At 63.5% G+C, this 23,538-nt stretch carries 17 protein-coding genes; 14 read left to right on the forward strand and 3 right to left on the reverse strand.

What is annotated here, in order from left to right; all coding sequences use genetic code 11:
• Window positions 1-42 precede the first annotated feature (42 nt).
• Window positions 43-741, reverse strand: coding sequence for an SOS response-associated peptidase (locus HPY64_03300; protein NPV66153.1), 699 nt, complete (start codon window positions 739-741; stop codon window positions 43-45).
• 303 nt (window positions 742-1,044) lie between these two features.
• Here HPY64_03300 and HPY64_03305 point away from each other — a divergent pair, with 303 nt between their 5' ends.
• The 7 genes from HPY64_03305 (at window position 1,045) to HPY64_03335 (ending at window position 7,228) form a co-directional block, all read left to right on the forward strand.
• Entirely contained in the window at window positions 1,045-1,920 is an 876-nt protein-coding gene (locus tag HPY64_03305; protein NPV66154.1) for a DUF4388 domain-containing protein, read from the forward strand.
• Window positions 1,921-1,982: 62 nt separating this feature from the next.
• The gene (locus HPY64_03310) at window positions 1,983-2,516 is read left to right on the forward strand and encodes an ATP/GTP-binding protein (protein NPV66155.1); all 534 of its coding nucleotides are present in this window, start codon (window positions 1,983-1,985) and stop codon (window positions 2,514-2,516) included.
• A 95-nt stretch (window positions 2,517-2,611) separates the two neighbouring features.
• Window positions 2,612-3,406, forward strand: a complete 795-nt coding sequence (locus HPY64_03315) for an alpha/beta hydrolase (protein NPV66156.1) — start codon at window positions 2,612-2,614, stop codon at window positions 3,404-3,406.
• Between the two features lie 12 nt (window positions 3,407-3,418).
• Window positions 3,419-4,081 (forward strand): 4-vinyl reductase, encoded by a 663-nt coding sequence (locus HPY64_03320; GenBank protein ID NPV66157.1) that lies wholly within the window; start codon window positions 3,419-3,421, stop codon window positions 4,079-4,081.
• A gap of 5 nt (window positions 4,082-4,086) precedes the next feature.
• Window positions 4,087-5,436: a multidrug transporter gene (locus tag HPY64_03325; protein NPV66158.1), complete on the forward strand. Its 1,350-nt coding sequence runs from the start codon at window positions 4,087-4,089 to the stop codon at window positions 5,434-5,436.
• Window positions 5,437-5,470: 34 nt separating this feature from the next.
• Entirely contained in the window at window positions 5,471-6,598 is a 1,128-nt protein-coding gene (locus HPY64_03330; protein NPV66159.1) for a shikimate dehydrogenase, read from the forward strand.
• A 147-nt stretch (window positions 6,599-6,745) separates the two neighbouring features.
• Window positions 6,746-7,228 (forward strand): response regulator, encoded by a 483-nt coding sequence (locus HPY64_03335; GenBank protein NPV66160.1) that lies wholly within the window; start codon window positions 6,746-6,748, stop codon window positions 7,226-7,228.
• Here the strand turns inward: HPY64_03335 and HPY64_03340 are convergent.
• Complete coding sequence (locus HPY64_03340) at window positions 7,214-8,347, reverse strand: ISAs1 family transposase (GenBank protein NPV66161.1); 1,134 nt, start codon at window positions 8,345-8,347, stop codon at window positions 7,214-7,216. The genes HPY64_03335 and HPY64_03340 overlap by 15 nt on opposite strands.
• Window positions 8,348-8,410: 63 nt before the next feature.
• On the opposite strand from HPY64_03340, the gene HPY64_03345 reads away from it, so the two are divergent.
• The 6 genes from HPY64_03345 (at window position 8,411) to HPY64_03370 (ending at window position 21,578) form a co-directional block, all read left to right on the forward strand.
• On the forward strand, window positions 8,411-8,902 hold the full coding sequence (locus HPY64_03345) for a diguanylate cyclase (protein NPV66162.1): 492 nt from the start codon (window positions 8,411-8,413) through the stop codon (window positions 8,900-8,902).
• A 41-nt stretch (window positions 8,903-8,943) separates the two neighbouring features.
• Window positions 8,944-18,195, forward strand: a complete 9,252-nt coding sequence (locus HPY64_03350; GenBank protein NPV66163.1) for a GAF domain-containing protein — start codon at window positions 8,944-8,946, stop codon at window positions 18,193-18,195.
• A gap of 51 nt (window positions 18,196-18,246) precedes the next feature.
• Window positions 18,247-18,816, forward strand: coding sequence for a response regulator (locus HPY64_03355; GenBank protein ID NPV66164.1), 570 nt, complete (start codon window positions 18,247-18,249; stop codon window positions 18,814-18,816).
• Between the two features lie 9 nt (window positions 18,817-18,825).
• Window positions 18,826-19,863, forward strand: a complete 1,038-nt coding sequence (locus HPY64_03360) for an alpha/beta hydrolase (protein ID NPV66165.1) — start codon at window positions 18,826-18,828, stop codon at window positions 19,861-19,863.
• A gap of 85 nt (window positions 19,864-19,948) precedes the next feature.
• Window positions 19,949-20,599: a thiamine diphosphokinase gene (locus tag HPY64_03365; protein ID NPV66166.1), complete on the forward strand. Its 651-nt coding sequence runs from the start codon at window positions 19,949-19,951 to the stop codon at window positions 20,597-20,599.
• Window positions 20,600-20,681: 82 nt separating this feature from the next.
• The gene (locus HPY64_03370) at window positions 20,682-21,578 is read left to right on the forward strand and encodes a DegV family protein (protein NPV66167.1); all 897 of its coding nucleotides are present in this window, start codon (window positions 20,682-20,684) and stop codon (window positions 21,576-21,578) included.
• A 25-nt stretch (window positions 21,579-21,603) separates the two neighbouring features.
• On the opposite strand, the gene HPY64_03375 is transcribed toward HPY64_03370, so the two are convergent.
• A complete protein-coding gene (locus HPY64_03375; GenBank protein NPV66168.1) occupies window positions 21,604-22,449 on the reverse strand; it encodes a DUF2085 domain-containing protein in 846 nt (281 codons plus the stop codon).
• Between the two features lie 160 nt (window positions 22,450-22,609).
• Between HPY64_03375 and HPY64_03380 the strand changes: the two genes are divergently transcribed.
• Window positions 22,610-23,533 carry an NAD-dependent epimerase/dehydratase family protein gene (locus HPY64_03380; GenBank protein NPV66169.1) on the forward strand — a complete coding sequence of 308 codons (924 nt, stop codon included), beginning with the start codon at window positions 22,610-22,612 and terminating at the stop codon, window positions 23,531-23,533.
• The last annotated feature ends 5 nt before the right edge of the window (window positions 23,534-23,538 follow it).

The raw sequence follows: 23,538 nt of genomic DNA on the forward strand, positions 1-23,538 counted from the left end.
GGCGTTGCAGCGTCCGGCAAGGTGGCGGCGTTGCTTGAGTCGCTACAACAGTCGATCTGGCGGTGGCGAAGCGGGCAGCGGGCGAATCAGATCGGGTACGTCAGTATGCGGGCTGTTGACTGCCCTGGAGACTTCGTAGGCGGTTAAGGGCAGCATCTCCAGTGGAGCCAGCAGGGGCATCAGTTCCAGGGGATCCACATCGCCGGGCGTTAACCAGTCCTCCACAACAGCGCGGTCAAGGATCACGGGCATCCGGGCATGGATTGACGCCATGAAGGCGTTGGGGCGGGTGGTGACGATGGTGCAGGTGCGCAGCGCCTCGTCGCTGTGAGAGGGCTGCCATATCTCCCATAGCCCGGCCAGCGCAAATGGCTCTCCGCTGGCCAGCCGGATATACATTGGCCGTCTGCGGCCATCCGGCAGACGCTGCCATTCATAGAAGCCATCGGCGAAGATCACACAACGGCGTCGCCGGAAGGCATGTCGGAAGGCCGGCTTTTCCGCCAGCGTCTCTGACCGGGCGTTGATCAGGCTATTGCCAATGGATGGATCTTTGGCCCAGGCCGGGATCAGCCCCCAGCGGAGCATGGTGGCACGGCGGTGGCCCTCGTTGGTCAGGGCCAGCACCGGCTGGGTTGGCGCGATGTTATAGCGCGGCGTGTAATTGGCCGGGACAGACTCCAGGGCAAATGCCAGCTGGACGACTTCTGGATTGACGGTCAGGGTAAAACGGCCACACATCACCCGCCTCCTGAACATTTGTTCTTTTCCATATTATAATTGAAATTGTCTTACGGCACAAACGCCCGAATGCCTGCACTGGGGAAGTCCGCCCTGCCGCCTTGCGCCATTGCTTTGCAGGCCGATTGTCGAATACGGCGCTTGGTCGTAGAATGCCTTTAGCGAATATGTATACTGGACAGGGTGGGGCTGGCTGGTTTCTACCCTGGTTGACTCGGTTTTTTGCCGGGGGTATAATGCCCGGCAGTCCAACATGGGTCGCCAACTCGATACTCTGTCCACAAGATCAAGAACAGGTCATGGATGGCGCTTAAAGGTAATCTCAGAGACTTCAGCACGACCCAGCTTTTGAACCTCATCAATCTTGCCAAGAAGACCGGTATCCTGAAGATATACGAGGGTATCCCTACCACCGAGAGAGACGCGAACGACAGGATCAAGTATGTGCCCGGCACTGAGCGGGCGAGCGTCGCCTTCAGGGAGGGAAAGCTGGTTCATGCGTCAATGGGCAACCAGGACGGAAACCTGGCTACCGTGCTTTATAAGGCTGGCAAGCTTAACCAGCGCCAGGCTCAGGTGATCCGCGAACGCGCCAGCAACACCAGCGACAAGGCGCTGGCTTTGTTGTTGATCCAGGCCAATTACGTCACCCAGGTTGATATTGTCACCAGCATTCAGCAGTATATGCTGGACATCATCTACGACCTCCTGACCTGGTCGGAAGGGCCATTCCTGTTTCATGAAGGTCAGCTGGTTGGTGATGACCGGATCACTGTCCCGGTTGACCTTGAAGACGTGATCATGGAAGCCAGCCGCCGCATCCGTGAGGTGGCGCTGCTGAACGAGGAGTTGCCCAACCTCGACCTGGCGCTGAAATTCCCTGAGGCGCCGGGTGACAAGTTCAAGGGGCTTCACCTCAGCCAGGATGAATGGCGTGTAGTTTCCTTTGTTAATCCCAAGAATTCGATCCGCCAGATTGCCAAAGCGACCAACCTGAGCGACACCCAGATTCGGCGGATTGTCTACGGGTTGCTGCAGGCGGGACTGGTGGAACTGGTCCGCCCACCGGAGATGGTGGAGCAGGCCCGTCAGGCGGCGGCCCTGCGTCGCCGCCGGGAGATGTCCCAGGTGCAGCCAACCGTCATCAACAAGCTTATCGAACGTATCCGGACGCTTTAGGCGTTCTGTTCTGTCCGGTTACGGACAGGCGTAGTGCGTGGGGAAAAAGCGAGTAGCCAGTTATGCAAACAGTCAAGATGGTCATCACCGGCCCCTTTAGTTCGGGCAAAACGGAATTCATCCGCTCCATCTCGGAAATCGAAGTCGTCTCCACCGAACGCGACCTGCGTAATCCTGCGGAGCAGGAGATCAAGGAGCAAACCACGGTGGCGATGGACTTCGGGCGCATCACGGTCGATGACGACCTGGTGCTGTACCTGTTTGGCACGCCCGGCCAGCGCCGCTTTGACTTTATGTGGGAGATTCTGGCCGAGGGGATGCTGGGCTTTGTGGTGATGGTCGATAGCTCCAAGCCGGAGACGTTCCGCGAGGCCAAGAGCATCCTGGAGACCTTCCGCGCATACGCCCCCACGCCGTATGTTGTGGCCGCCAACAAGCAGGATCACGAAGATGCCTGGTCGCCGGAAGATCTGCGGATTGCCCTGCGCATCGACGACAACGTCAAGCTGCTGCCGTGCGTGGCGCTGGACAAGGAAAGCGTCAAGAACGTTCTGCTGGAGCTGCTGTATTCCATCCTGGAAGAGATGGAAACCTGATGCGCACCGGCTCCAATCTGGCCGGGGCTGAGCGGGCTGTAGACCGGCGGATGACAGGCGTGCGGGGATAGGCCAGCGCGGGGGGGCCGGTTGCCGTGGCGTCACTGGTAACTGATCAGGGCATTGTCCATTATGAGACGTATGGTCGGGGGCGGCCCGTCCTGCTCCTGCATGGCTGGCTTGGCTCCTGGGCACTGTGGCGGGACACGATCGAAGTCCTGGGGCGGGAATTCAAGACCTACTCCCTGGACTTCTGGGGCTTTGGAACCAGCAGCCCGATTGAGGAAGGCTTCAGCTTTTCGGTGCCCAACTTTGTCGAACTGGTTAACCAGTTCATGGATCAGCTGGGGATTCGCCAGGCGCCGCTGATCGGCCATTCGATGGGCGGGACAGTCTCGCTGGGCACGGCCATCAAATATCCGGAACGGGTAACTAAGGTTGGGGTGGTTGGATCGCCGATTGTCGGGTCGTCGCTGAACCTGTTGCTCAAGGCATCTGGCTACAGGGCGGTAGCGCGGTTCTTCTTCATTTCACCACCGGCGGTCAAGCTATTCCTGCGCGGCTATGCTTACTTCATGGCTAATGACGGCGCCCGGATGTCCCGGATGATCGCCGAGGATTTTTCCCAGGTCACCGTCAATTCGTTCTTTGAGAGTATTGGCACCCTGCGCCGGACCGATCTCCGCCCGGCGCTGTCCAGGTTGCGCATCCCAACGCTAGGCATCTATGGGCGCAAGGACATCATTGTCCATCCGAACCAGCACCGTGTGCTGACCGCCGGCGTGCCCCATGCCCAGGTACACCTCTTTCAAAATTCCGGTCATTTTGTCATGCTGGATGAACCGGAGAAGTTTCACGAGATTGTCCTTGGCTTTTTGCGCAGCGCCTAGCAGGAGGCGGCTGTGGTTGAGCCGCAGATGGATCAGCCCCCGCTGATGGCGGGCAACGAGCGACGTTACACCTATCCGAACCGGATGGGGCGTATCCTGTTGCTCTCTTACGAGGAGGTGCTGGGCCGTACCGGCTTGCAGGCATTGCTCAACCTGGCCGGGTATGCCCATTATGCCCAGTCCCCCCCGCCCAATAATTCAGATCGGCAGTTCAGCTTTGAGGTCATCGGCGGCCTGACCCAGGCCTTGCTGGATATGTACGGGCCACGCAGCGCGCGCGGCATTGCCCTGCGGGTGGGGCGGGTGTGCTTCAAGCACGGCATCCGCGAATACGGACCGATGATGGGGTTGGCTGAACTTACCTTCCATCTGCTGCCGTTCAGCATCAAGCTTTCCCAGGGCGCCAGGGCGTTTTGCGAGCTGTTCAACCGCCAGACAGACCAGATCGTGCGGCTCCAGGACACCCCGGAGGCTCTGTTCTGGATCATTGAACGCAATCCGGTGTGCTGGGGGGTGACCGCTGATCGCCCGTGTTGCCATGTTGCCGTCGGCCTGCTGCAGGAATCCCTGCTGTGGCTGAGCGGCGGCAAGACCTTCCAGGTGGAAGAGACGACCTGCATGGGCTGTGGTGATGAGGTCTGCACGATTACCATCACCAAAAAACCACTTGACTGACGACTATGGCTCCTAAACTGCGCAAATTCATCCTGCAGGACGAACGGCACATCCCGCCGTTCAACGAACCGGCCAGCGAGCTGTCTTTTATGGGTAAGCAGCTCAAGCTGCACCAGGAGGACTTGCTGGCGGAATACTTTGGCGAGCAGCTTGAGCCGACCGCGGAGTTACCGCTGACCCGGCTGGAAGAACTGGCGGAGCGCGATGTTGACGGGCCATGCCTGGTTTTCCGCGCCAGCATCTACTTTGACCGCGAGTATCTGGACGCCTTCTACCGGGCGGCGCGGCGGCTGGCGCAGCAAACCGGGCGGGCGATGCGGGCGGCCTACGCGCCGGATGATCGCGTTTTTCAGACTTATGTCCGGCCACTGACGCGCGGCTTCGAACCGTACTATGGCCCCGATGGAGAAGTGGCCTGTTACATGGCTGACCTGTGGTACTTCCCCGCCGGGTACACGGATGACATCCAGCCGATGATCATCCCCACCGATCCGCAGGAGAAAGGCTTCTATTCCGTCCCGCACTATATGTCCCAGGATGGGCAGGACCTGACGCATTTCCTTTCCGAGCGGGTGCTGTTTTCCATCGAGAGCTGGGTGCATGTCTACTTTGCCAATACGGTGCAGGGCGTCTTTGCCCGTGGGAGCCGCTTTGAGGAACGGATCAAGCGGAGCAACTTTCTGCAGCTCAAGATGCTGTGGCGGGCCATCCTGGAATGGAAGCAGTTGCTCTCCAGTTCGGCGCTGGTTAAGGTGGGCAAGAATACCCAGATTCACCCGTCGGCGACCATCCTGGGGCCGACCACCATCGGCGATAACTGCTACATTGGGCCGGGGGTGGTGATCGATAACTGTCATATCGGGGATAACGTCAGCATCGACCAGGGCTGTCAGTTGATGACCAGCGTTATCGGCAACAATTGCTTCTTCCCCTTCCGGGCTTCGTGCTACTTCAGTGTCTTCATGAACAACTCCATCCTGGCTCAGAACACGTGCGTCCAGATGTGTGTGATCGGACGCAATACGTTCATTGGCGCGGGCAACACCTTCACCGACTTCAACCTGCTGCCCACGCCGATCCGGGCGATGAGCATCCACGGCCTGGAAGAAGTGGGGCAGATCGTGCTGGGCGGTTGCGTGGGGCATAACTGCCGCATCGGTTCCGGTTTTGTGATCTTCCCGGCGCGGATGATCGAATCGGATACCGTTGTGGCCGCCGACCCTAACAACCGTGTGATCATGCGCAATGTGACCTTTGAGCAGAGCGCGCACCATAACATGCCAGATTACATCCGTGAGATGCACCCGCGCTACTACCCGCGCCCCGGCGAGGAAGCTGAGGAGGAGGAGTGGTAGGCGCGGGGCGCCCTGCCCGGAGGCCAAAGGGGCTATGTCCAACCCGGCTATCACCGATACCTTTGCCTTCATCATCCACCCGATTGATCCCAAAAAGGATGTCTCGCGCAAGTGGCCCTGGCTGGGCCGCCTGTTGACTCCTGAGCAGGTGGATTTTTTCTCGCTGTTCTTCCCGCCGGTCTACATCTCTGAGATCACAGGGATTCGCTCCGCCAGCACCGGCCGCGAACTGCGGGGCTGGTTTGTGGCCTGTCCGTTCACGCCGCAGCGGATGATGACCCTGCCAGAAGCGCGCGTTTACCGCAAGATCATCGCTACAGGCCGGCTGGCCGAGCGTCTTGGTGCGCGGATACTGGGCCTGGGCGCTTACACGTCAGTGGTGGGCGACGCCGGGATCACCATCGCCCGCGCTCTGGATGTGCCGGTGACCACCGGCGACGCTTACACGATTGCCATGGCGGTGGAAGCGGTACGCCGGGCGGCGGCGATCATGGGCATCGGCCTGGGGCAGGCGCATGCGGCGGTCGTCGGCGCGACCGGTGCGATCGGGCAGGTCTGCGCGGAATTGCTGGCCGGGGATGTCGCCCGCCTGACCCTTGTGAGCCGCCGTCCTGACGCGCTGGCAGCGTTGCAGGAGCGCTGCGCCGCAGCCGGCAGCGCAGAACTGATCACCAGCACCGACCCGGCCAGCATCTATGATGCTGACCTGGTGCTGACGGTGACCAGCGCCATCACCGCCGTGATCGAGCCGGAGCATCTTAAGCCGGGGGCGGTCGTCTGCGATGTGGCCCGCCCGCGCGACGTTTCCCGGCGGGTGGGGGAGCAGCGTGACGACGTACTGGTGATCGAGGGTGGCATGGTGGAAGTGCCTGGCGACGTCGATTTTCACTTCGATTTTGGTTTTCCGCCGCGTATGGCCTATGCCTGCATGGCTGAGACGATGGCCCTGGCCCTGGAAGGCCGCTACGAGGATTACAGTCTGGGCAAGCAGATCTCCCGTGCCCGCGTGGAGGAGATCAGCGCGATTGCCGCCCGGCACGGTTTTCGACTGGGGCCTTTCCGCAGTTTTGAGCGCGGCCCGGTCACGCCGGAGACGATCGCCCGCGTACAGGAGCGCGCTGCCAGCGAGCGGCGGCGCTGGTCGCCGCGTCACGGCCGTTAAACCACCTGAGGGAATGACCGGCCGCACTGCCGGTGGCGGTTAGGCCATTTCGTATGTATAGTTTAGGCGCAGGTATCAATGGATGGAGAGAGTGTAAGGCCTGCCATCCGGCAGGGCTGGCGGGCCTTTGGCGCTGGAGAGCAGCCCATGATCAGCAGAGCCAAGCTTCTGGTTGTTGAGGACGATGTCGATATCTCCAACATGCTGCGCATCTACTTCAATGGCCAGGGATACGACGTCCACGTTGCGCCGCGTGGCGGTGATGCGCTGGAGTACACCCGCCGGCAACTGCCACACCTGATCGTGCTGGACATCATGTTGCCGGATATGGACGGCTATACCGTCTGCCGGGAACTGCGGACGACAACCCGTACCAGCCACATCCCGATCATCTTCCTGACCCAGAAAGACGAGCGCAGCGACAAGATCGCCGGGCTGGAACTGGGCGCGGATGACTACATCACTAAGCCTTTCGATATCGAGGAGCTACGGCTGCGCGTCCAGAACGCCATCCAGCGCTCGGAGATGATCTCCCTGACCGATCCCAATTCTAACCTGCCCAGTGGGCGGCTGATCGAGGAGCAGTTGCGCAGTAGGGCAATCGCATGTGCTTCTCTAATCTGGGCATAGCACGCGGAATAGATAGTCATTGTCCCAGCCGGCCATCTTGCGTTTGGCCGCGATACCCACTTTGACGGATTTATCCTGTTTGAGCAGGTTGGTTGCCATGTGGCGGAGCACGGCCATGTTCTGGGGGGCATGGTCTTTGCGAAGGCGGGCTTCATCTTCACGGAAAGCGATGTCCAGCACCCAGTGGAGGCCGTTTTCAATCTGCCAATGGGCCTGGATGCGCTGCAAGAACTGCCGGGCGGAAGCCCGCCAACTACTGATGAAGTAGCGGGTTGTGATTTCCGTCCTGGTACCGATGGTGCGCACGGTTATCAGTTTGACCAGGCTGGTTAGGCGTGGCCAGGTGGACGCACGGCGCAGGTAGGCCCAGTAATCGGGGTGGGCCACGACCCAACAGTGCCGGATTTCACGGCGGCCATGCCCTTCGGTGACCTGTTTGTAGTCATCGTAGAGCGCATCGGCATATTCGGTGTCTTCAAAACCCTCAAATAACATCTCCAGGTCTTCGTAGAGTGTGCCCTGGTTCTCTTTGACCGCCAGGATGTAGTCGGCATCTGCCGCCACGATAGCCTCGGCAATCGCACTTTGTGTGCCCATGGCGTCAATCGTCACCACACACCCGGTTATGTCCAGGGCCTCTAACAACGGCGGTATGGCGGTGATTTCATTGCTTTTGTCCTCCACCTGCCGCTGTCCCAGCACCAGTCGGTTCGCTGTTGCCCAGGCATTCACCATCCAAATGCCCTCTCGGCCATGGGGCCGGTCATGCGACCGCCGTAGCTTCTTGCCATCCACACTGACTAACTGACCTTGCGTGTGTTGGCACAGGCTTTGTGTCCAGGTGATGAACCGGGCTTGAAACGCTTCCGGGTCTAGCCAGCGAAACACTCGGCCAAAGGTGTCATGCGACGGTATCCCATGGCTCAAGTCCAGGAAGCTTGCCAGCCACCCCTGCTTCGCCTTGCCGTACCGTTCGATGTCTACCCAGTTGTCGGCTCCACAAATCACCCCCAGGATGGCGATGACAATGATATTCATCAGCGGATGTGTGCATTGATGGTCATTGCGCGGGTCTTCCAGGTCTGCAAAGTATGCGAGCAAGCTCGTTTCGGGTAGCATGGCAGCCTCCTTGTCGTTTGGCTGCCATTGTCCTACATTAGAGTTTCACATGCGATTGCCCTGTTGCGCAGCCTGCTGCGGAACCCTTCCAACAATACGTGGACGTACATCGATCTCAAGATCAACCATCTGGAAGCTTTTAAGGAAGTATATGGCTTTCTGGCCGGCAATGATGTTCAACGTTTTACCGCATTGTTGCTTGGCGAAGTGGTGGACGAACTGGGCACGCCCAACGATTTTGTCGGTCATCCCGGCGGGGATAACTTCATCATCATCACCCATAGCCCCGATCCGGAGGCCATGCGGGGGCGGATCGAAACACGCTTTGAGAACGAGATCAAGCAGCATTATTCGTTTATCGACCGCGAGCGCGGTTATGTGATTGTTCAGAGTGAGGGGATCGAGCGGCAGGCGCCGCTGATGACCATCTCCACCGGCGCGGTATCCGCGCGGATGCACACTTTTGCCGACATCCGCGAGATCACGGAGCTGGCCGCCGAGGATCGCCGGTCCGGCGGGCAGGCAGCGATCGAAGATTACGAAACGGAGTGGTGAGCCGGCCCGCCCCTGCCGCACCATAGCAAAGCTGTACGACCATGAACCTGGCGCTAGTGTTCATCATCGCCGGTCTGGTGCTGCTGGCGGGCGTGTATGTCGCCCTGCGCTACCGGCCCCAGACCGACCCGCCCGCATCCGGGCCGCCGGTGCCGGTCAGCCTGGCCAGCACGACCGACGCCATCCTGCTGGCCAGCGGCTATGGGCGGATTGCCTTTGCTAACCGCCATGCCCGCGAGTGGTTCTCGCTGGACGACAGCGAGCCGGACCTGGAACTGCTGGCCACACAGGTTCGCCCGGCGGACGCCTTCCGCGATCTGTTCGCCACTGAGGGGCGGGCGATGCTTCAGGTCGGCCAGCGACGCGTGGAAGCCGCCTCGTACGCGTTGCCGGCAGAGACCGGGCGTTACCAGGTGGTTATCCTGCGGGATACCGCCAGTGCGCGAACCGTCTATGGCCCGGATACAGCGCGAGCGCTGACGACATTGGGCGAGATCGGCCAGCGCATCGGTGATGGTGCCCCGCTGCCGGACACACTAAATGCTATCCTGGCCGCTTTACGCCGGGCTATTCCTTTCGATGCCGGGCAGGTGCTGATCGCCAGCGCGGAAGGCCAGTCGTTGCGATCCCTGGCGGCTGTCGGCGAGCGGGCAATCTTGCAGGCCCTGGAGCGCCAGGCGCGGGAAGGCCAGGGCAACAGCGGCTGGATCATGACCTACCGCGAGCCGTTGCTGGTGGAACATGCTCCGGATGCCGGTGTGGGGCACGAGGCTCCCCTCTTTGAGAGCTACATTGGCGCGCCGCTGCGTATTGGCGGGCAACTCATTGGCGTGCTGCAGGTAGTCAAGGCGGAGCCGGAAGCGTTTGACTTCGATGACCTGAGCCTGCTCAGCGCGGCGGCAGATCAGACCGCCGCAGCCATTGACCGTGCCTGGCTGCTGGATGAGAAAATCGCCCGCGCCAGGGAACTGGCCGGGTTGCAGGCCATCATCCAGGCAGCAGCTGGCGCAACCGATCGGGAGGCCCTCTTTGCCGCACTGACCCGTCAGGTAGCCGAGGCAATGGATGTCGAGCTGTGCGGCATCTTTGTCTACGATCCGGTGAGCGCCCGGCTGGTCCCTGCACCGCCGTTCTATGGCGTCCCTGAGGCGGCGGTGGCCGCGGCCCGCTACTCGCTGGCGGAAGGCACGCTGACACGCCGCGCCTGGCTGCGTGACGAGGGCTGGTACGCCAATGATCTGCGCGAGGGCGGGCTGATCGACAGCCTGGGCTGGCACGACCATGCGGCAGCGATGGGCCTGCGCACGCTGGCGCTGATGCCATTGCTGGTGGGGCGGCGGCGGGTGGGCCTGATCCTGCTGGGCAACCGGCGTGGCGGGCAACTCTTTGGCCCGGCGGAATTGCAGCGGTTACGCCTTTTTGCTGCTCAGACGGCAGTGATTGTGGAGGCCGCGGCGCTGGCCGAACGTGACCGTCGCCGCCACCGTGAACTGGGAGCGTTGCAGAGCTTCAGCCTGGCCGTGGGGCGGGCGGGTGAAGCCGAAGCTGTGTTCCGGGCGGCTGCCGAGCAGATCACGGCGCTGCTGGGGGCGGAGATGGGCGGCGTGCTGCTGCTGGACGACCGCGCCAGCGTGCTGGTGGCACATCCTACCTTTTATGGCGTTGACCCGGCGCTGATCGAATCGGTGCATCTGCCTGTCCCGGCGGGGAGTAAGCTGGCCAGTCTGTGGGTGGCGGAGGGCTGGCTGTGCAACGATCTCAGCCAGGACCCGGTGGCGCAAGAAGCCGGCCTTGAACAGCTGGCCGATTGGGTCGGCATGCGCCAGGTGTTGCTGGCGCCGCTGATCGTCAATGGCCGTCCGATCGGCGCGTTGCTGGTCAGCAACAAGCGGGATGGCAGCAGCTTCACCCCTGATGATGCCCGGCTGGCGAATATCTTCGCCGCCCAGGTTGCGGTGATCCAGGCCAACTCCCGCCTGCAGGCTGAGGCGCAGGCTCAGGCAACCGAGGCGCGTGTCCTGGGCGAACTGGCGGAACTCCTGGTGTCTCCCGCTTCTCTGGATGCTCTGGTGGGAGAGACGCTGGCGGCAGTCGCCCGCCTGTTCGACAGCCCGATCGCGCTGGTCGATCTCTGGGATGAGATCGGTGGTGCGCTCAGGGTGCAGCCGGAACATGTGCGTGGCGCGGCACTGGGTCAGCCGCTGTTGCTGCCGGGTGCAACTCCGTTTGAGCAGCCCTTTCTGAGCAACGATCTGCTCCGGGAAGGCCCCCTGCCGATCGCGTACCGCCCGCTGATCGAGCAGCTTGGCCTGCGGAAGGCGCTTGTCGCGCCCCTGCGGAGTGGCCGCCAGACCCTGGGCGATCTCGTCGTCGCCAATCGCAGGCGCGCTGATTACAGCCCGGCTGAACTGCGCACCCTGACACTGATCGCGGCCCAGCTCAGCGCCGCCGTGGAACGCCAGCGTCTGACGGCTATGACCGATCAGGCACTGCAGGCCCGGCTGGCCGAACTGGAGGCGCTAGGCCGGGTCAGCAATGCGCTGGGTTTGAGCGTCGAACTGGAGCACATCCTGCAGGTTATCCGCCAGGAAGTGATTCGCGTCACTGGCGCTGAATGCACCATTCTCATGCTGGCTCCTCAGGAGGACTGGGCCGACCTGGATCAGCCGGAGATCATGCGTCGCCATGGCGCGGAAGATCGGTTGACGGAGATCGTGCCGGTCGAGCATATGGCGCTGGAGAGCGGCGAGGTCGTCCGCATCCCGGACTACGCTGCCGTTGCGCTGGTCCCGGCTCCGGCGGGGGCGGCCTCGGCACTGGTTGTACCGGTGCATTACACCGGGCGGGTGGTCGGCACGATTCATGTTTTTGCCGGTGTGCCGGACGCTTTTGACGCGCGGACTGAAGACTTCCTGACCGCGCTGGCGCTCAAGGCTTCTACCGCTTACGCCAACGCGACGCACTTCCGGGAACAGATCAGCCGCAACCAGCTGCTCAGCCGACGCGTGGAACAACTTAACCAGGTGTTCGAACTAGGCCAGGTCATTCGCGCCGGACGCGACGTGGATGCGTTGCTGGAAGCGGTTGCTCATGCTGTGCAGTCAGCAGCGGGTTACGCGGTCGTGCTGATCAGCCTGTACGATGAAACAGTCGATGGCTTCCGCCGCACCGCCCAGGCAGGCATTCCGCTGGCAACTTTTGAAGCGATGCGGGGGGTGGTGCTGCGCCGGTCGCGGATCGAGGGCCTGCTGCAGGAGAAGTTCCGCATCAGCCACTCGTATTTCTTCCCGGCGGAGCGGGCTGCCGAATGGCGTCCATTCCTGACGGATGAAGAGATCATCTACCACCGCGAGTACGTGCGGGATGAGCAGGTCAGCGCCCTGTGGCAGCCGGATGACGCGCTGGTGGTGCCGCTGCGGGATACACGCGGCGGGTTGCTGGGTATCATGACTGTTGACGCGCCGCTGGATGGCCGCCGCCCAACCGCTGCCACGCTGGAGCCGCTGGAGATCTTCGCCCAGCAGGCAGCGATCGGCGTGGAGAACGCCCGCCTGCTGGAGGTGATCCAGCGGGAGGCGCAGACTGCCCGCCGCGACCGCGATCTGATGGAGCGCCTGTACGCCGTTTCCACCCAGATTCAGCAGGCCCTGGACGTGCCCTCCCGGTTGCAGGTAGTGGCCCAGGGTATCCAGAACGCCGGGTGGCGGCATGTGTCGATCACCCTGCGCGACGCCAACCTGGACCCGACCACGCTGATCGCCGTAGGCTATACCGAGGCGGAACTGGATGTGCTGCAGGCGAGCCTGGAAAGCGGTCGCCAGCTCCGTGCCTGGCTGGATGATCCCCTGTTCTACGAGACCCGGGTCGGGGCTGCCTTCTACCTGCGTCATGACGCGCCGTGGGTGATTCAGAACCTGCGCGGCGGTCAGCTACCCGACCCCGCCGAGGCTGTCCCCGCCGGACGCTGGCATCCCGCCGATCGGATTCTGTTGCCAATTTACGGGGCGGAGAACCGGCTGATCGGCCTGATCGGCATGGCTGACCCGACGGATGGCCGGGCGCCGACTGAGGACAGTCTGCGGCCGATTCAGTTATTTGCCAGCCAGGCTGCCAGCGCCATCGAACTGACCCGGCTGTACCAGGAGACCAGCCGCGCCGCCGAACAGGAAGCGCTGTTCAACCAGATGATGCAGGCTGTGACCGGCACGCTGGATGTTGAGCAGATCATTCAGGCAGTGGCTGAAGGGTTGCAGCACTTCCTGCTTTTCACTCATATGAGCGTGGCCCTCTATAACGCCGCCGACGACCGGTTTGACCTGCTGGAGGCCAGCTTTGTCGCGGTGGATCGCGTCGAGGTGCGGCCCGGCGGTTCCCTGCCGGCAGCCGGGACGGCGCTGGCTGCCGTGCGGGAGGCCAACCGCGGGCAGGTGCGCTTTGCTCCGGCCAGCCTGGAGCCATCTCTGGAGCCGGATGTCCGTCAGTGGTGGGAAGGCGGAGAGCGTTCGACGATGCTGATCCCGATGCCGGCTGGCGGCGATGTGATCGGCGTCCTGCATCTGGGTAGCGAGAGCCAGCGTGCTTTTGGTTTTGACGAAGCTACGCTGGCGCTGGTCCAGCGCATGACCAACCTGGCCTCGGTGACCATCGCCAACGCCCGACTTTACCAGCGGACGGTTGAACGCGAGCAATTCTCGGCGGCGCTTGTCCGGCTGGGCAACGAACTGAACGCCACCCTCGATCTTTCCACCATCCTGGCCAGCATCTGCCAGGAGAGCCTGGCCATCCTGGAGGTGGACGGGGCGTATATCTGGCAGGCCGAGCGCGATGAACTGGTGGGTATTGCCGGGGTAGGGCCAGCCAGTGATCGCTTTGTAGGCCTGCGTATTCCCCAGACCGACGACCGGCTGCTGGCGTCGCGCGTCTTTGCCACGCGGGAGCCGCTGTCGGTCAACCGCTTTGCGGAGCAGGACGCGGTGCAAATTGCCCTGGCGGAAGCGGTCACGGCCAGGGCGGTGATGGGCGTGCCATTGCTGCGGGAGGGACACGCCCTGGGCGTGCTGGTTGTCGCCCGCACTGCCTCTGACCGGCCGTTTACCGCTGACAGCCTGGAACGGGCGGCAATCTTTGCCACGCAGGCTTCGATTGCCGTGCAGAACGCCCGCCTGTACCAGGACATGCGCGACCTGCAGGGCTATACCAGCGCGATCATTGAGTCCATCCAGCAGGGCATTGCCGTGCTGGATCGTGAGGGACGGATCACGCTGTTCAACTCCGCCATGCGCCGCGCCTACGGCTGGGGGCCAGAGGCGACGGGCCAGCTGCTTTCCGCTTACCGTCCGGAAGTAGCCGCTCTGTTGGCAGAGGATATGGGCGCTGTCCTGGCGGAGGGTGAGCCGCGCCTGGTGTACAACGCCCCGGCTCACACGGTCAGCGGGCAGGCGGTCATCCAGAACCTCTACCTGTACCCGCTGCAACAGGGATCGGAAGTTGCCGGGCTGGTGCTGCTCGTGGATGACGTCACCGAGCGCGCCCAGCTTGAAGCTGACCTGGAACGCCGGGCGGAGCAGCTGGCCGCCCTGACCGATATCTCCAGCCGGCTGACGGCCACGCTGGAGCCGGACGACGTGATCCAGCTGGTGCTGGAGCAGCTTGGCCGGGTGGTAGCCTACGACGGGGTGACGCTGTGGCTGCGGGAGGGGGATGCCCTGCGGATTGCCGCGATCCGCGGTTACGGCGACGGTGCCGGGGAGCAGATCGGCCAGACAACCGTCATCGCCGACAGCCCGCTGTTCCAGGAGATGGCTTCTCGCCAGCAGGCGCTCAACGTGCTGGACATGACCCGCGATCCGCGCTTCCCGCTAGAGATGCAGCGCGGGATGCGCAGCTGGCTGGGCGCACCGCTGGTCAGCAAGGGGGAGATGATCGGTCTGCTGGCCCTGGACAAAGCTGAGCCGGTCTACTACACGACCGCCGATGAGCAACTGATCCTGGCCTTTGCCAACCAGGCTACTGTCGCCCTGGAGAACGCCCGGCTCTTCGCTGAGGCGCGCCGCCGTACCCAGGAGTTGACGCAGCAAACCGCGCGCCTGAGCCTGCTCAACCGCGTCTCGACCAAGCTGGCCCAGTCGCTGGACATTGAAAACATCTTTGAGGTGGCCCTGCAGGAGAGCATGCAGGCGCTGGGGGCTACCTCAGCGCGGGCGTTGCTCTTTGATCTGGAGCTGCACATCGCCTCGGTGCTGATCGCCGTGCCGCGCGGCGACGCCCCACCAACCGAAGTCATCCCGCTGAGCGATCCGGCGCTGGCTCACCTCCGGCATACCTTCCAGCCGCTGGTGGTAGCCGATGTACGGGAAGAGCCGTTGCTGGCGGCGATGCAGGCCCGACTGGTCGAGCGCGGCGTGACCGCCCTGATGCTCCTCCCACTGCAGGTCGGGCGCCAGGTGATCGGCGCGCTGATGCTGGAGGCGGGTGAGCCACGCATTTTCACCCCGGAACAAATCGAACTGGCCGGGACAATCGCTGGTCAGGCCGCTATCGCCGTCCAGAACGCTAACCTGCTGGAGCAGTCGTTTGTCCGTACGCGGGAGCTGGAGACGCTGCTGGAAGCGTCCCAGATGATGTCCCTGACGCTGGAACTTGGCGAAGTGACTCGCAGCGTTGCCACGCAGGTCGCGTATGCGCTGGAAGCCGATCGCTGTGCGGTGATGCTGTGGGACGAGGTTGAGCAAGCGCTGGTGGTCTCCGCTGATGTTCGGCGTGATGGCGATGCACTCCTCCCGGGGGCGGCTGCGGTCTGGCCGCTGGAAAACTACCCGGCGCGCCGGCAGGCGCTGGAATCGCGGGTAGCGATTCTGATACGCCAGGGCGAGGCGGAACATCCCCATGAGCGTACTGATATGGCGGCGCAGGGCTGCGCCATCCGCGCGGTGGTGCCGCTGGTCGTACGGGAAAATGCCATCGGCTTGATCCAGATCGACATCAACGATAAGTACCGTAGCTTTGGCCTGCGCGAGCAGCGTATCGCCCGGACGCTGGCCGGGCAGGCGGCCATCGCCATCGAGAATGCCCGCCTGAATAGCGAGACGGCAGCCCAGGTGCAGGAAGCCTTCCTGATCAACGATCTGAGCCGGGCGGTATCGGCGGCGGTGGATATGCGCGAACTGCTGCCGATCGTGCGCTCCCAGATCCCGGTATTGACCCGCGCCGGGTGGCTGTACCTGGCTATCTACGATCAGGAGCGCGATGTCCTGAGCTTTCCGGTGGCGATCCGCGACGGTGTGGAGCACCCGCTGGAAGCCCGGCCACTGGGGAATGATGAGTTCTCCTGGATTGTGCGCAACAATCGCCCGTTGCTGCTGGTCGGCGACGACCTGGCGGAGGTACGCCGCAACCTGGAGATCGAAACCCTGTTGCCGGAAGCACGCAGTTTGCTGGGTGTGCCGCTGTCGGTTGGCCCTAGCGCGGTGGGTGTGCTGGTGGTGGCTGACGCGGAGCGTACGCGGGCCTTTGGGCTGAGCGAGCAGCGCGTCCTGACGACCGTCGCCAATCAGCTGGCTGTCGCCGTCCAGAATACTAATCTTTTCTCCGAACTGCGTCGCCTGACGCTTGACCTGGAGATGCGCGTCCACGAGCGGACGGAGGAGTTGCGCGCCGAGCGCGACCGGCTGAATGTGCTATACCGCATGACCGCCGAGCTTTCGGCCACGCTCGACCTGGATCGCGTGCTGAACCGGGCGCTGAGCCTGCTGGCTGGGGCTGTCGGCGCCGACCAGGGCCTGATTATGTTGATCGATCATGCCCAGTCCCGACTATACAAACGCGCCGAACTGGGCGCGGAGTTCGCCAGCGCCGGGATGGACGCCGGTCTGCGTTTGGATGAAGGGCTGGCCGGCTGGGTGATCCAGAACCGCGAGTCGGTGGTGATCGACGATGTACAGGGCGATCCGCGCTGGGTGGTCACCGCGCCGCACCACCGCGAGCCGCGCGGCACGCTGGCTGTGCTGCTGGAAACCAGCGACGATGTGCTCGGTGTGCTGCTGCTCTACAGCGTCCGGCCAGGGGCTTTCAACCAGGATCATCTGCGCCTGGCCATCGCTGCCGGCAACCAGCTGGCCACGTCGATCAACAACGCCGAACTCTACCTGTTCATCCGCGAACAGGCGGAGCGGCTGGGTGATATGGTCCGCGAGCAACAGGTGGAGGCTTCCAAGAGTAATGCTGTCCTGGAAGGCGTGGCCGACGGCGTGATGTTTGCCAACGAGTTCGGCGAGATCACGCTGTTCAATAATGCGGCAGAGCGCGTGCTCAACCTGCGCCGCCAGGACGTGATCGGGCGCTCCATCCGCACCCTGACTGGCCTGTATGGCGGCGGCGGGCGGCGCTGGGCAGAGCGCATTGAAGCCTGGATGCGTGAACCGGGCGATATCCGCCCCGGCGAATACTTCTCCGAGACGCTGGAACTGGGCGAGCGGGTGGTCAACGTGACCCTGGCCCCGGTCAATCTCGGCGATCAATTCCTGGGGACGGTCTCGGTCTTCCGCGACATCACCCGCGATGTCGAGGTTGACCGGATGAAGACCGAGTTCATCTCCAATGTGTCCCACGAATTGCGCACACCGCTGACGAGCATCAAGGGTTACGCCGACCTGCTGGTCAAAGGGGCGGCAGGCCAGGTCAGCGATCTGCAGCTGAACTTCCTGACCACGATCAAGAACAACGCCGACCGCCTCAACCGGCTGGTAGACGATCTGTTGAACATCTCGCGCATCGATTCCGGGCGTGTGGCGCTGGAACTCCGCCCGGTGCAGCTTGGTTTGCTGGCGCGGGAGGTCTTCAATAACCTGCGCGGTCGCTGCGTCAGCGAGGGCAAGGCTATGACGCTGGTCGATGACATCCCGGATGACCTCCCGATCACCTATGCTGACCCGGACAAGCTGACGCAAATCCTCACCAACCTGACCGACAACGCCTATCGGTACACTCCTGAAGGTGGTAAGATCACCCTGTCGATCCGCCTGGAGGATAGCCGGTTCCTGATCGCGGTGCAGGATACCGGGATCGGCATCCCGGAAGAAGTCCAGGCGCGTGTGTTTGAGCGCTTCTTCCGCTACAGCGAACACCCGCTGGTGATCGAGACGCCGGGCACCGGTCTGGGGCTGGCGTTGACGCGCGAACTGGTGGAGATGCATCACGGTACCATCTGGCTGGAAAGCGCGGTCGGTCAGGGGTCGACCTTCTTTGTCTCGTTGCCGCTGGTGGAAGCGCCCCCGGCGGATGAGGCCGGGTTATGAGCGTTCTGCTGAGGGTCGTCCCCGCCCCGGCGGGAACGGTATGGAGTGCGTATGGCCAGGATTCTGATTGCTGAAGACGAGCGCGACATTCGTGATCTGGTGGACTTTACGCTCAAATTTGCCGGGTATGAGGTGTACACCGCCGCCAATGGCCTTGAGGCGCTTGAGCTGGCCCCGCAGGTCATGCCTGACCTGATCCTGCTGGACGTGCGGATGCCGCACATGACCGGATACGAGGCCTGCCGCGCCCTCAAGCAACTGGAGACTGTCAAAGATATCCCCGTAGTGTTCCTTTCCGCTAAAGGGCAGGACATTGAAATGCAGGTCGGGCTGGAGGCCGGGGCGGTAGACTACATCCTCAAGCCCTTTGCCCCGGACGACCTGGCGCGGCGGGTGGCGGAAATCCTGCAGGCGTACCCCTGCATCGCGCCTGATGCGGCTGGCGCCGAACTGACCGGCCCGGTCGCTGCAGGTCCGGAAGCCAGCGCTGGCCAGCCAGCAACGACGGTGGCTGGCCCGGATACAGCAGGCCAGACCACGCCGCCAGCGGCGGAAACTGGCCCGGAGTCCATGCCGGGGGATAAGCCAACGGGCCTGACGGCGACAGACGAGACCGGGTGAAAGGCGAGCATGAGCGCCATAACCATTGACAACGATCTGGTGCACTATGAGGTGCTGGGTCGGGGCCGCCCGGTGGTTTTTGTGCACGGCTGGCTGAGTTCGTGGCGGTACTGGCTGCCGTCCATGCAGCACCTGTCCATGAAGTACCGGACGTATGCGCTGGATCTGTGGGGGTACGGTGATTCCAGCAAGGACACCGAAAAGCTATCGCTGGAAGCGCAGGTAGACCTGCTAAGCCAGTTCATGGATCGGCTAGGCATCCCCAAAGCGGCTTTCATTGGTCATTCACTGGGCGCGGCAGTGATGGTCCGCTATGCGCTGCTCCACCCGGAACGTGTGGCGCGGCTGTTGCTGATCAGCCCGCCAGTTTTTGAGCAAGGCCCTCAGCCTGTGGAGACCTCCGATGTGCCGCCAGCCCGTCTGGCCAGTCGTCCGCCTTCGCCACCAACGCCGACAGCGCGGCGCCTGCCGCCCGTGGATAGTCTGACCCGCCCGCTGGCTGCGGCGCCCGGACGGCTGCCTGAGTTTCGCCCGCCGACGACACTCAGCCGCGTTACGGTGCAGAATCCGCCGCCGCGTGACCCTGTGCCGCCGGTGCGCCCGGACCCGGCGGCTAACCCCTTGCGTGGACTGTTGTTGGACGTAACGCCGACCGAACTGCTGGCCCAGCATCTGGAACGGGAGACGCCGGAGTATGACCGGCACATGGTCGAAGCGTCCAAGACCGCCCAGGCGGCGCTGGCCGCCAGCGTGGCGTCCTTTGACCGGATCAACCTGGCTCTGGAGATCCACTACCTGGTGGAAACGCCGACGCTGATCCTGCACGGCCAGGATGATCGCTTCCTGCCACCTCCCGGCGATCGGGTGGTGCAGTTACTGGGTGGCAACCGGCCCACTCTGCGCTGTGAGATCGTGCCCTCGACCGGGCACTTCCCCATGCTCAGCGACCCTACGAATTTCCAGCGCCTGATCATGGACTTTCTGGAAGCGACAGACCTCACCAGTCTGGTGCTGCACAAGGAGCGCTGGGTGCGCCGGGTACGCTAGGCCAACAGCCATCCCGGTTGCTCCCGCGCCGCCCCCTGACCGGGCGGCGCGTCGTGTTTGCTGGCCGCTTGCACAAGGAGATGCTATGCAGGCGTTGATCTTCGCCAATGGTGATCTCAATCCTGGCCCGCTCGTAGACCGCGCCCTGCAGGGTGCAGGCGACGCGCTGGCCATTGCTGCGGATGGTGGAGCGCGGCATATGCTGGCCCTGGGCCTGGCCCCGCGGGTGGTGATCGGTGACATGGATTCGTTGAGCGAGGCCGAGCTGGCGCACTGCGCGGCGCTGGGCGCGACCATCCTGCGCTATCCGCCCGCCAAAGATGAGACCGATCTTGAGCTGGCGCTGCTATATGCCGCCGGGCGTGGCGCTGAGACGGTGTGCGTGATCGGCGCGATGGGCGGGCGGCTGGATCAGACGCTTGCCAACGTCCTGCTGCTGACCCTGCCTCCTCTGCGCGGGCGGGATGTGCGGCTGGTAGCCGGGCGGCAAGCCGCCTGGTTGCTCTGGCCCGGCGAGCACCATCTGGATGGCCAGGTCGGGGACACGCTGTCGCTCATCCCGCTGGGCGGGGAGGCGACAGGGGTGGTCACGAATGGGCTGGCCTATCCGCTGCGGGACGAAACGCTGCTCTTTGGCCCGGCACGGGGCATCAGCAACATCTTCAGCGCGGACGCCGCCACTGTGCGCTTCAGCGCCGGGATGCTGCTGGTTGTCCACACGCTGGGCCGGGCGTAACTTCCACCCGTTCGGGGGGTATACCTGATCAGGGAGGTGGATCGCGGCCACCGGCTGGCGATCCTTGATGAAGGAGACCTGGATGCAGATTGTGACCGATCGCGGGATGGATCTTTCCGCTGAGCAGTGGGCTGGCCTGGACAACGTACATCTGGTGCCGCTACTGCTGACCCTGGATGGCAAGACTTACCGCAGCGGCGTGGACATCCAGCCGGACGAATTCTACCGCTTGCTAGCCCAGACCGAGAGCTACCCCACCACGTCCCAGCCTTCCGCCGGTGATTTTGCTGAACTCTACCGCACGCTGGCCAGAGATGACCCGGAGATTCTGTCGGTGCATATCTCCTCTGGCCTGAGCGGCACGCTCAACGCGGCCCGCCAGGGCGCGCAGATGGTCCCGGAGGCCCGCGTAACCTTCGTCGACTCGTTGACTCTCTCCGGCCCGCAGGGCTGGCAGGTGGAGGCTGCGGCGCGGGCGGCCAGGGCCGGCTGGGATAAGGATCGCATCGTTGACCTGCTGGCCGTGATCGCTGCAGCGACTGAGACGATCTTCACGCTGGACGAGCTGCGCTATCTGGTTCACGGCGGGCGGATCAGCCATATGAAGGGATTGCTGGCTTCGCTGCTGCAGATCAGGCCGGTCATCGGGGTGTCCAAGGATGAGGGCGTTTACTACCAGCGGGGACAGGCCCGTACCTTCAAGCGGGCGCTGCGGACGCTGGTTGATGTGCTGGCCCACCAGTTCGGCGAAGGCGCCCACCTGCGCGTGCAGGTGATGCACGCGCAGAATCCAACGGGTGCGGAAGAGCTACGGAGTCTGCTGGCGGCACGCTTTGACTGCCACTTCCTGCCTGTGGCGACCATTGCGCCGGTGCTGGGTGCGCATACCGGCCCAACCCTGGTTGGTGTGGGCTGCGCGCCGGAGGCGATCTTCACTGGGTTGCCCTGGGAAGCCGGGCGCCAGACTCAATCAGCATAGCGCGTGCCGCCCAGTGCTGTTGGAGTCACCCAAACTGGCTGAAGTCAAACCCGGCCCAGGTGCCGGTGAGCTGGTGGCGTAGCAGGTCGATGCCGCCGATCAGCAGGAAGGTCAGCGCCAGCCCGGCCAGCAGCGGCACGATCAGGTCGGCGGCGCGGTGGGCGGTGTTCTCCCGGCGTGTCAGGCTGACGAACAGGACGGCAAAGACCATTGTCAGGATCAGCACGGGACCGAGGGCGCTCAGATAGCCGAAGACGATCAGCGCCGGGGCGCTGCCCAGCAGTACCAGCGTGTCAGCCAGGCCAATCACGATCAGCAGCGCAGCCAGTTCACGCAGTCCGCGCAGGGGCGGTTGCGCCGCCGGGCGCGCCCAGATCGTAACGCTGAAGACTGGCAGGAGCAGGGTGATCATGGCAACGCCGGTCAGGGAGCCGGTGATCAGGCGCAGCCAGTTCTGCGGCTCGTACGGGCCTTCATAGCCGGGGAACAGGTGCAGGTAGCTGTTGAGGCCGTCCAGACCCATGATCACCACGAAGATCGCCAGTACGATCAGCACGCGGCGCGGGGCAAAGTGCGCAGCTTTGCCGCGCCGTCCGGCGACCAACACCAGGAAGCCGATCATCACGCCCATGTACATCCCGGTGCAGCGGACACATAGCGGGAGTTGCACGCCGTCCACGTGGAAGGAGCGATCGGCGATGCGGTGGCAGAAGGCGTAGCCGATGGCATCGGCTTTCCCGGCCAGGCCGGGGGGCGTACCCAGCCACCACAGGGCCATGATCAGCCCGGCCAGCGCCGTGATCAGGGCGGCGGTCGCCCGGCGACGGGGATGGGCCGGGGCAGGCGAGTCTGCGGCTGGCGGCTGGATCATGGCGCGAATGTCCGGTGATGAAAGGCGAAGGGCACGATGACGGTCGGATTATAGCATACGCTGGCCGGGCCGCTTTTTTGCTTTTTTGGTGGAAGCCGGATTGAATCGGACATGGTAAGATGAGCGGGCTATCCACAGGAGTATCCGCAAAGGAAGGCGTATGCGTGTTCTGATCACCGGTGGGGCGGGTTTTCTGGGGGCGGCGCTGGCCAACCGGCTGGTGGCTGCCGGGCACGAGGTGCGCGTGCTGGACGACCTGAGCAATGGCGATCAAACGCGCCTCTCGCCGCGCGTCTCGTTCACCCGTGGCGATGTCTCCGATGTGCCGCGCCTGTGGACGCTGCTGCAGGGGGTGGAGTGCGTCTACCATCTGGCGGCGCGGGTGCACGTGCCGGAAAGCCTGCAATACCCCCGCGAGTACAACACGGTCAATGTGGGTGGGACGGTTTGCCTGCTGGAGGCGATGCGCGACGCCGGGGTCCGGCGGGTGGTGCTGGCTTCATCGGGCGCGGTCTACGGCGAACAGGCCGAGCAACCCGTTCGCGAGGATATGACCCCCAATCCGCAATCGCCCTACGCCGTCAGCAAGCTGGCGGCTGAGTATTACGTGCGCACGATCGGCCTGCTGTGGGGGATTGAGGCCGTCTGCCTGCGTATTTTCAATGCTTACGGGCCGGGCCAGCCGTTGCGGGCGTCCTTCCCGCCGGTTATCCCTTCCTTTCTGCAGCGCATCCTTTCCGGCGGCAGCGTGATCATTCACGGGGATGGCAGCAGCACGCGCGACTTTGTGTACATCGATGACGTGGTGGACGCCCTGGTTACTGCCGGGAGCGCGTCGAACGTGGACCGGCGCGTGATCAATGTTGGCAGCGGGGTGGAAACCAGCGTCAGGGACCTGTTGCGCCTGGTGGAACGGGTGACCGGTCGCGAGGCGCAGACGCTGAATTCTCGCACGCCCTCCGGTGCGTCGCGCCTGTGCGCCGATCTGACGCTGGCCCGCGAGCTGCTGGGCTATACCCCACAGGTAACGCTGGAAGAAGGGCTGCGTCGCATTCTGGCGGAGGATCCCCGCTTCAGGGAGTAGCTCAT

The sequence above is a fragment of the Anaerolineae bacterium genome, assembly GCA_013178165.1.
In the GTDB taxonomy this organism is placed as follows: domain Bacteria; phylum Chloroflexota; class Anaerolineae; order Aggregatilineales; family Ch27; genus Ch27.

Excerpts from the sequence above, each read along its gene's own strand:
- HPY64_03300 (NPV66153.1), bottom strand. The coding sequence starts at position 741 with ATGTGTGGCCGTTTTACCCTGACCGTCAATCCAGAAGTCGTCCAGCTG.
- HPY64_03305 (NPV66154.1), top strand. The coding sequence starts at position 1,045 with ATGGCGCTTAAAGGTAATCTCAGAGACTTCAGCACGACCCAGCTTTTG.
- HPY64_03310 (NPV66155.1), top strand. The coding sequence starts at position 1,983 with ATGCAAACAGTCAAGATGGTCATCACCGGCCCCTTTAGTTCGGGCAAA.
- HPY64_03325 (NPV66158.1), top strand. The coding sequence starts at position 4,087 with ATGGCTCCTAAACTGCGCAAATTCATCCTGCAGGACGAACGGCACATC.
- HPY64_03330 (NPV66159.1), top strand. The coding sequence starts at position 5,471 with ATGTCCAACCCGGCTATCACCGATACCTTTGCCTTCATCATCCACCCG.
- HPY64_03335 (NPV66160.1), top strand. The coding sequence starts at position 6,746 with ATGATCAGCAGAGCCAAGCTTCTGGTTGTTGAGGACGATGTCGATATC.
- HPY64_03340 (NPV66161.1), bottom strand. The coding sequence starts at position 8,347 with ATGCTACCCGAAACGAGCTTGCTCGCATACTTTGCAGACCTGGAAGAC.
- HPY64_03350 (NPV66163.1), top strand. The coding sequence starts at position 8,944 with ATGAACCTGGCGCTAGTGTTCATCATCGCCGGTCTGGTGCTGCTGGCG.
- HPY64_03355 (NPV66164.1), top strand. The coding sequence starts at position 18,247 with ATGGCCAGGATTCTGATTGCTGAAGACGAGCGCGACATTCGTGATCTG.
- HPY64_03360 (NPV66165.1), top strand. The coding sequence starts at position 18,826 with ATGAGCGCCATAACCATTGACAACGATCTGGTGCACTATGAGGTGCTG.
- HPY64_03365 (NPV66166.1), top strand. The coding sequence starts at position 19,949 with ATGCAGGCGTTGATCTTCGCCAATGGTGATCTCAATCCTGGCCCGCTC.
- HPY64_03370 (NPV66167.1), top strand. The coding sequence starts at position 20,682 with ATGCAGATTGTGACCGATCGCGGGATGGATCTTTCCGCTGAGCAGTGG.
- HPY64_03375 (NPV66168.1), bottom strand. The coding sequence starts at position 22,449 with ATGATCCAGCCGCCAGCCGCAGACTCGCCTGCCCCGGCCCATCCCCGT.
- HPY64_03380 (NPV66169.1), top strand. The coding sequence starts at position 22,610 with ATGCGTGTTCTGATCACCGGTGGGGCGGGTTTTCTGGGGGCGGCGCTG.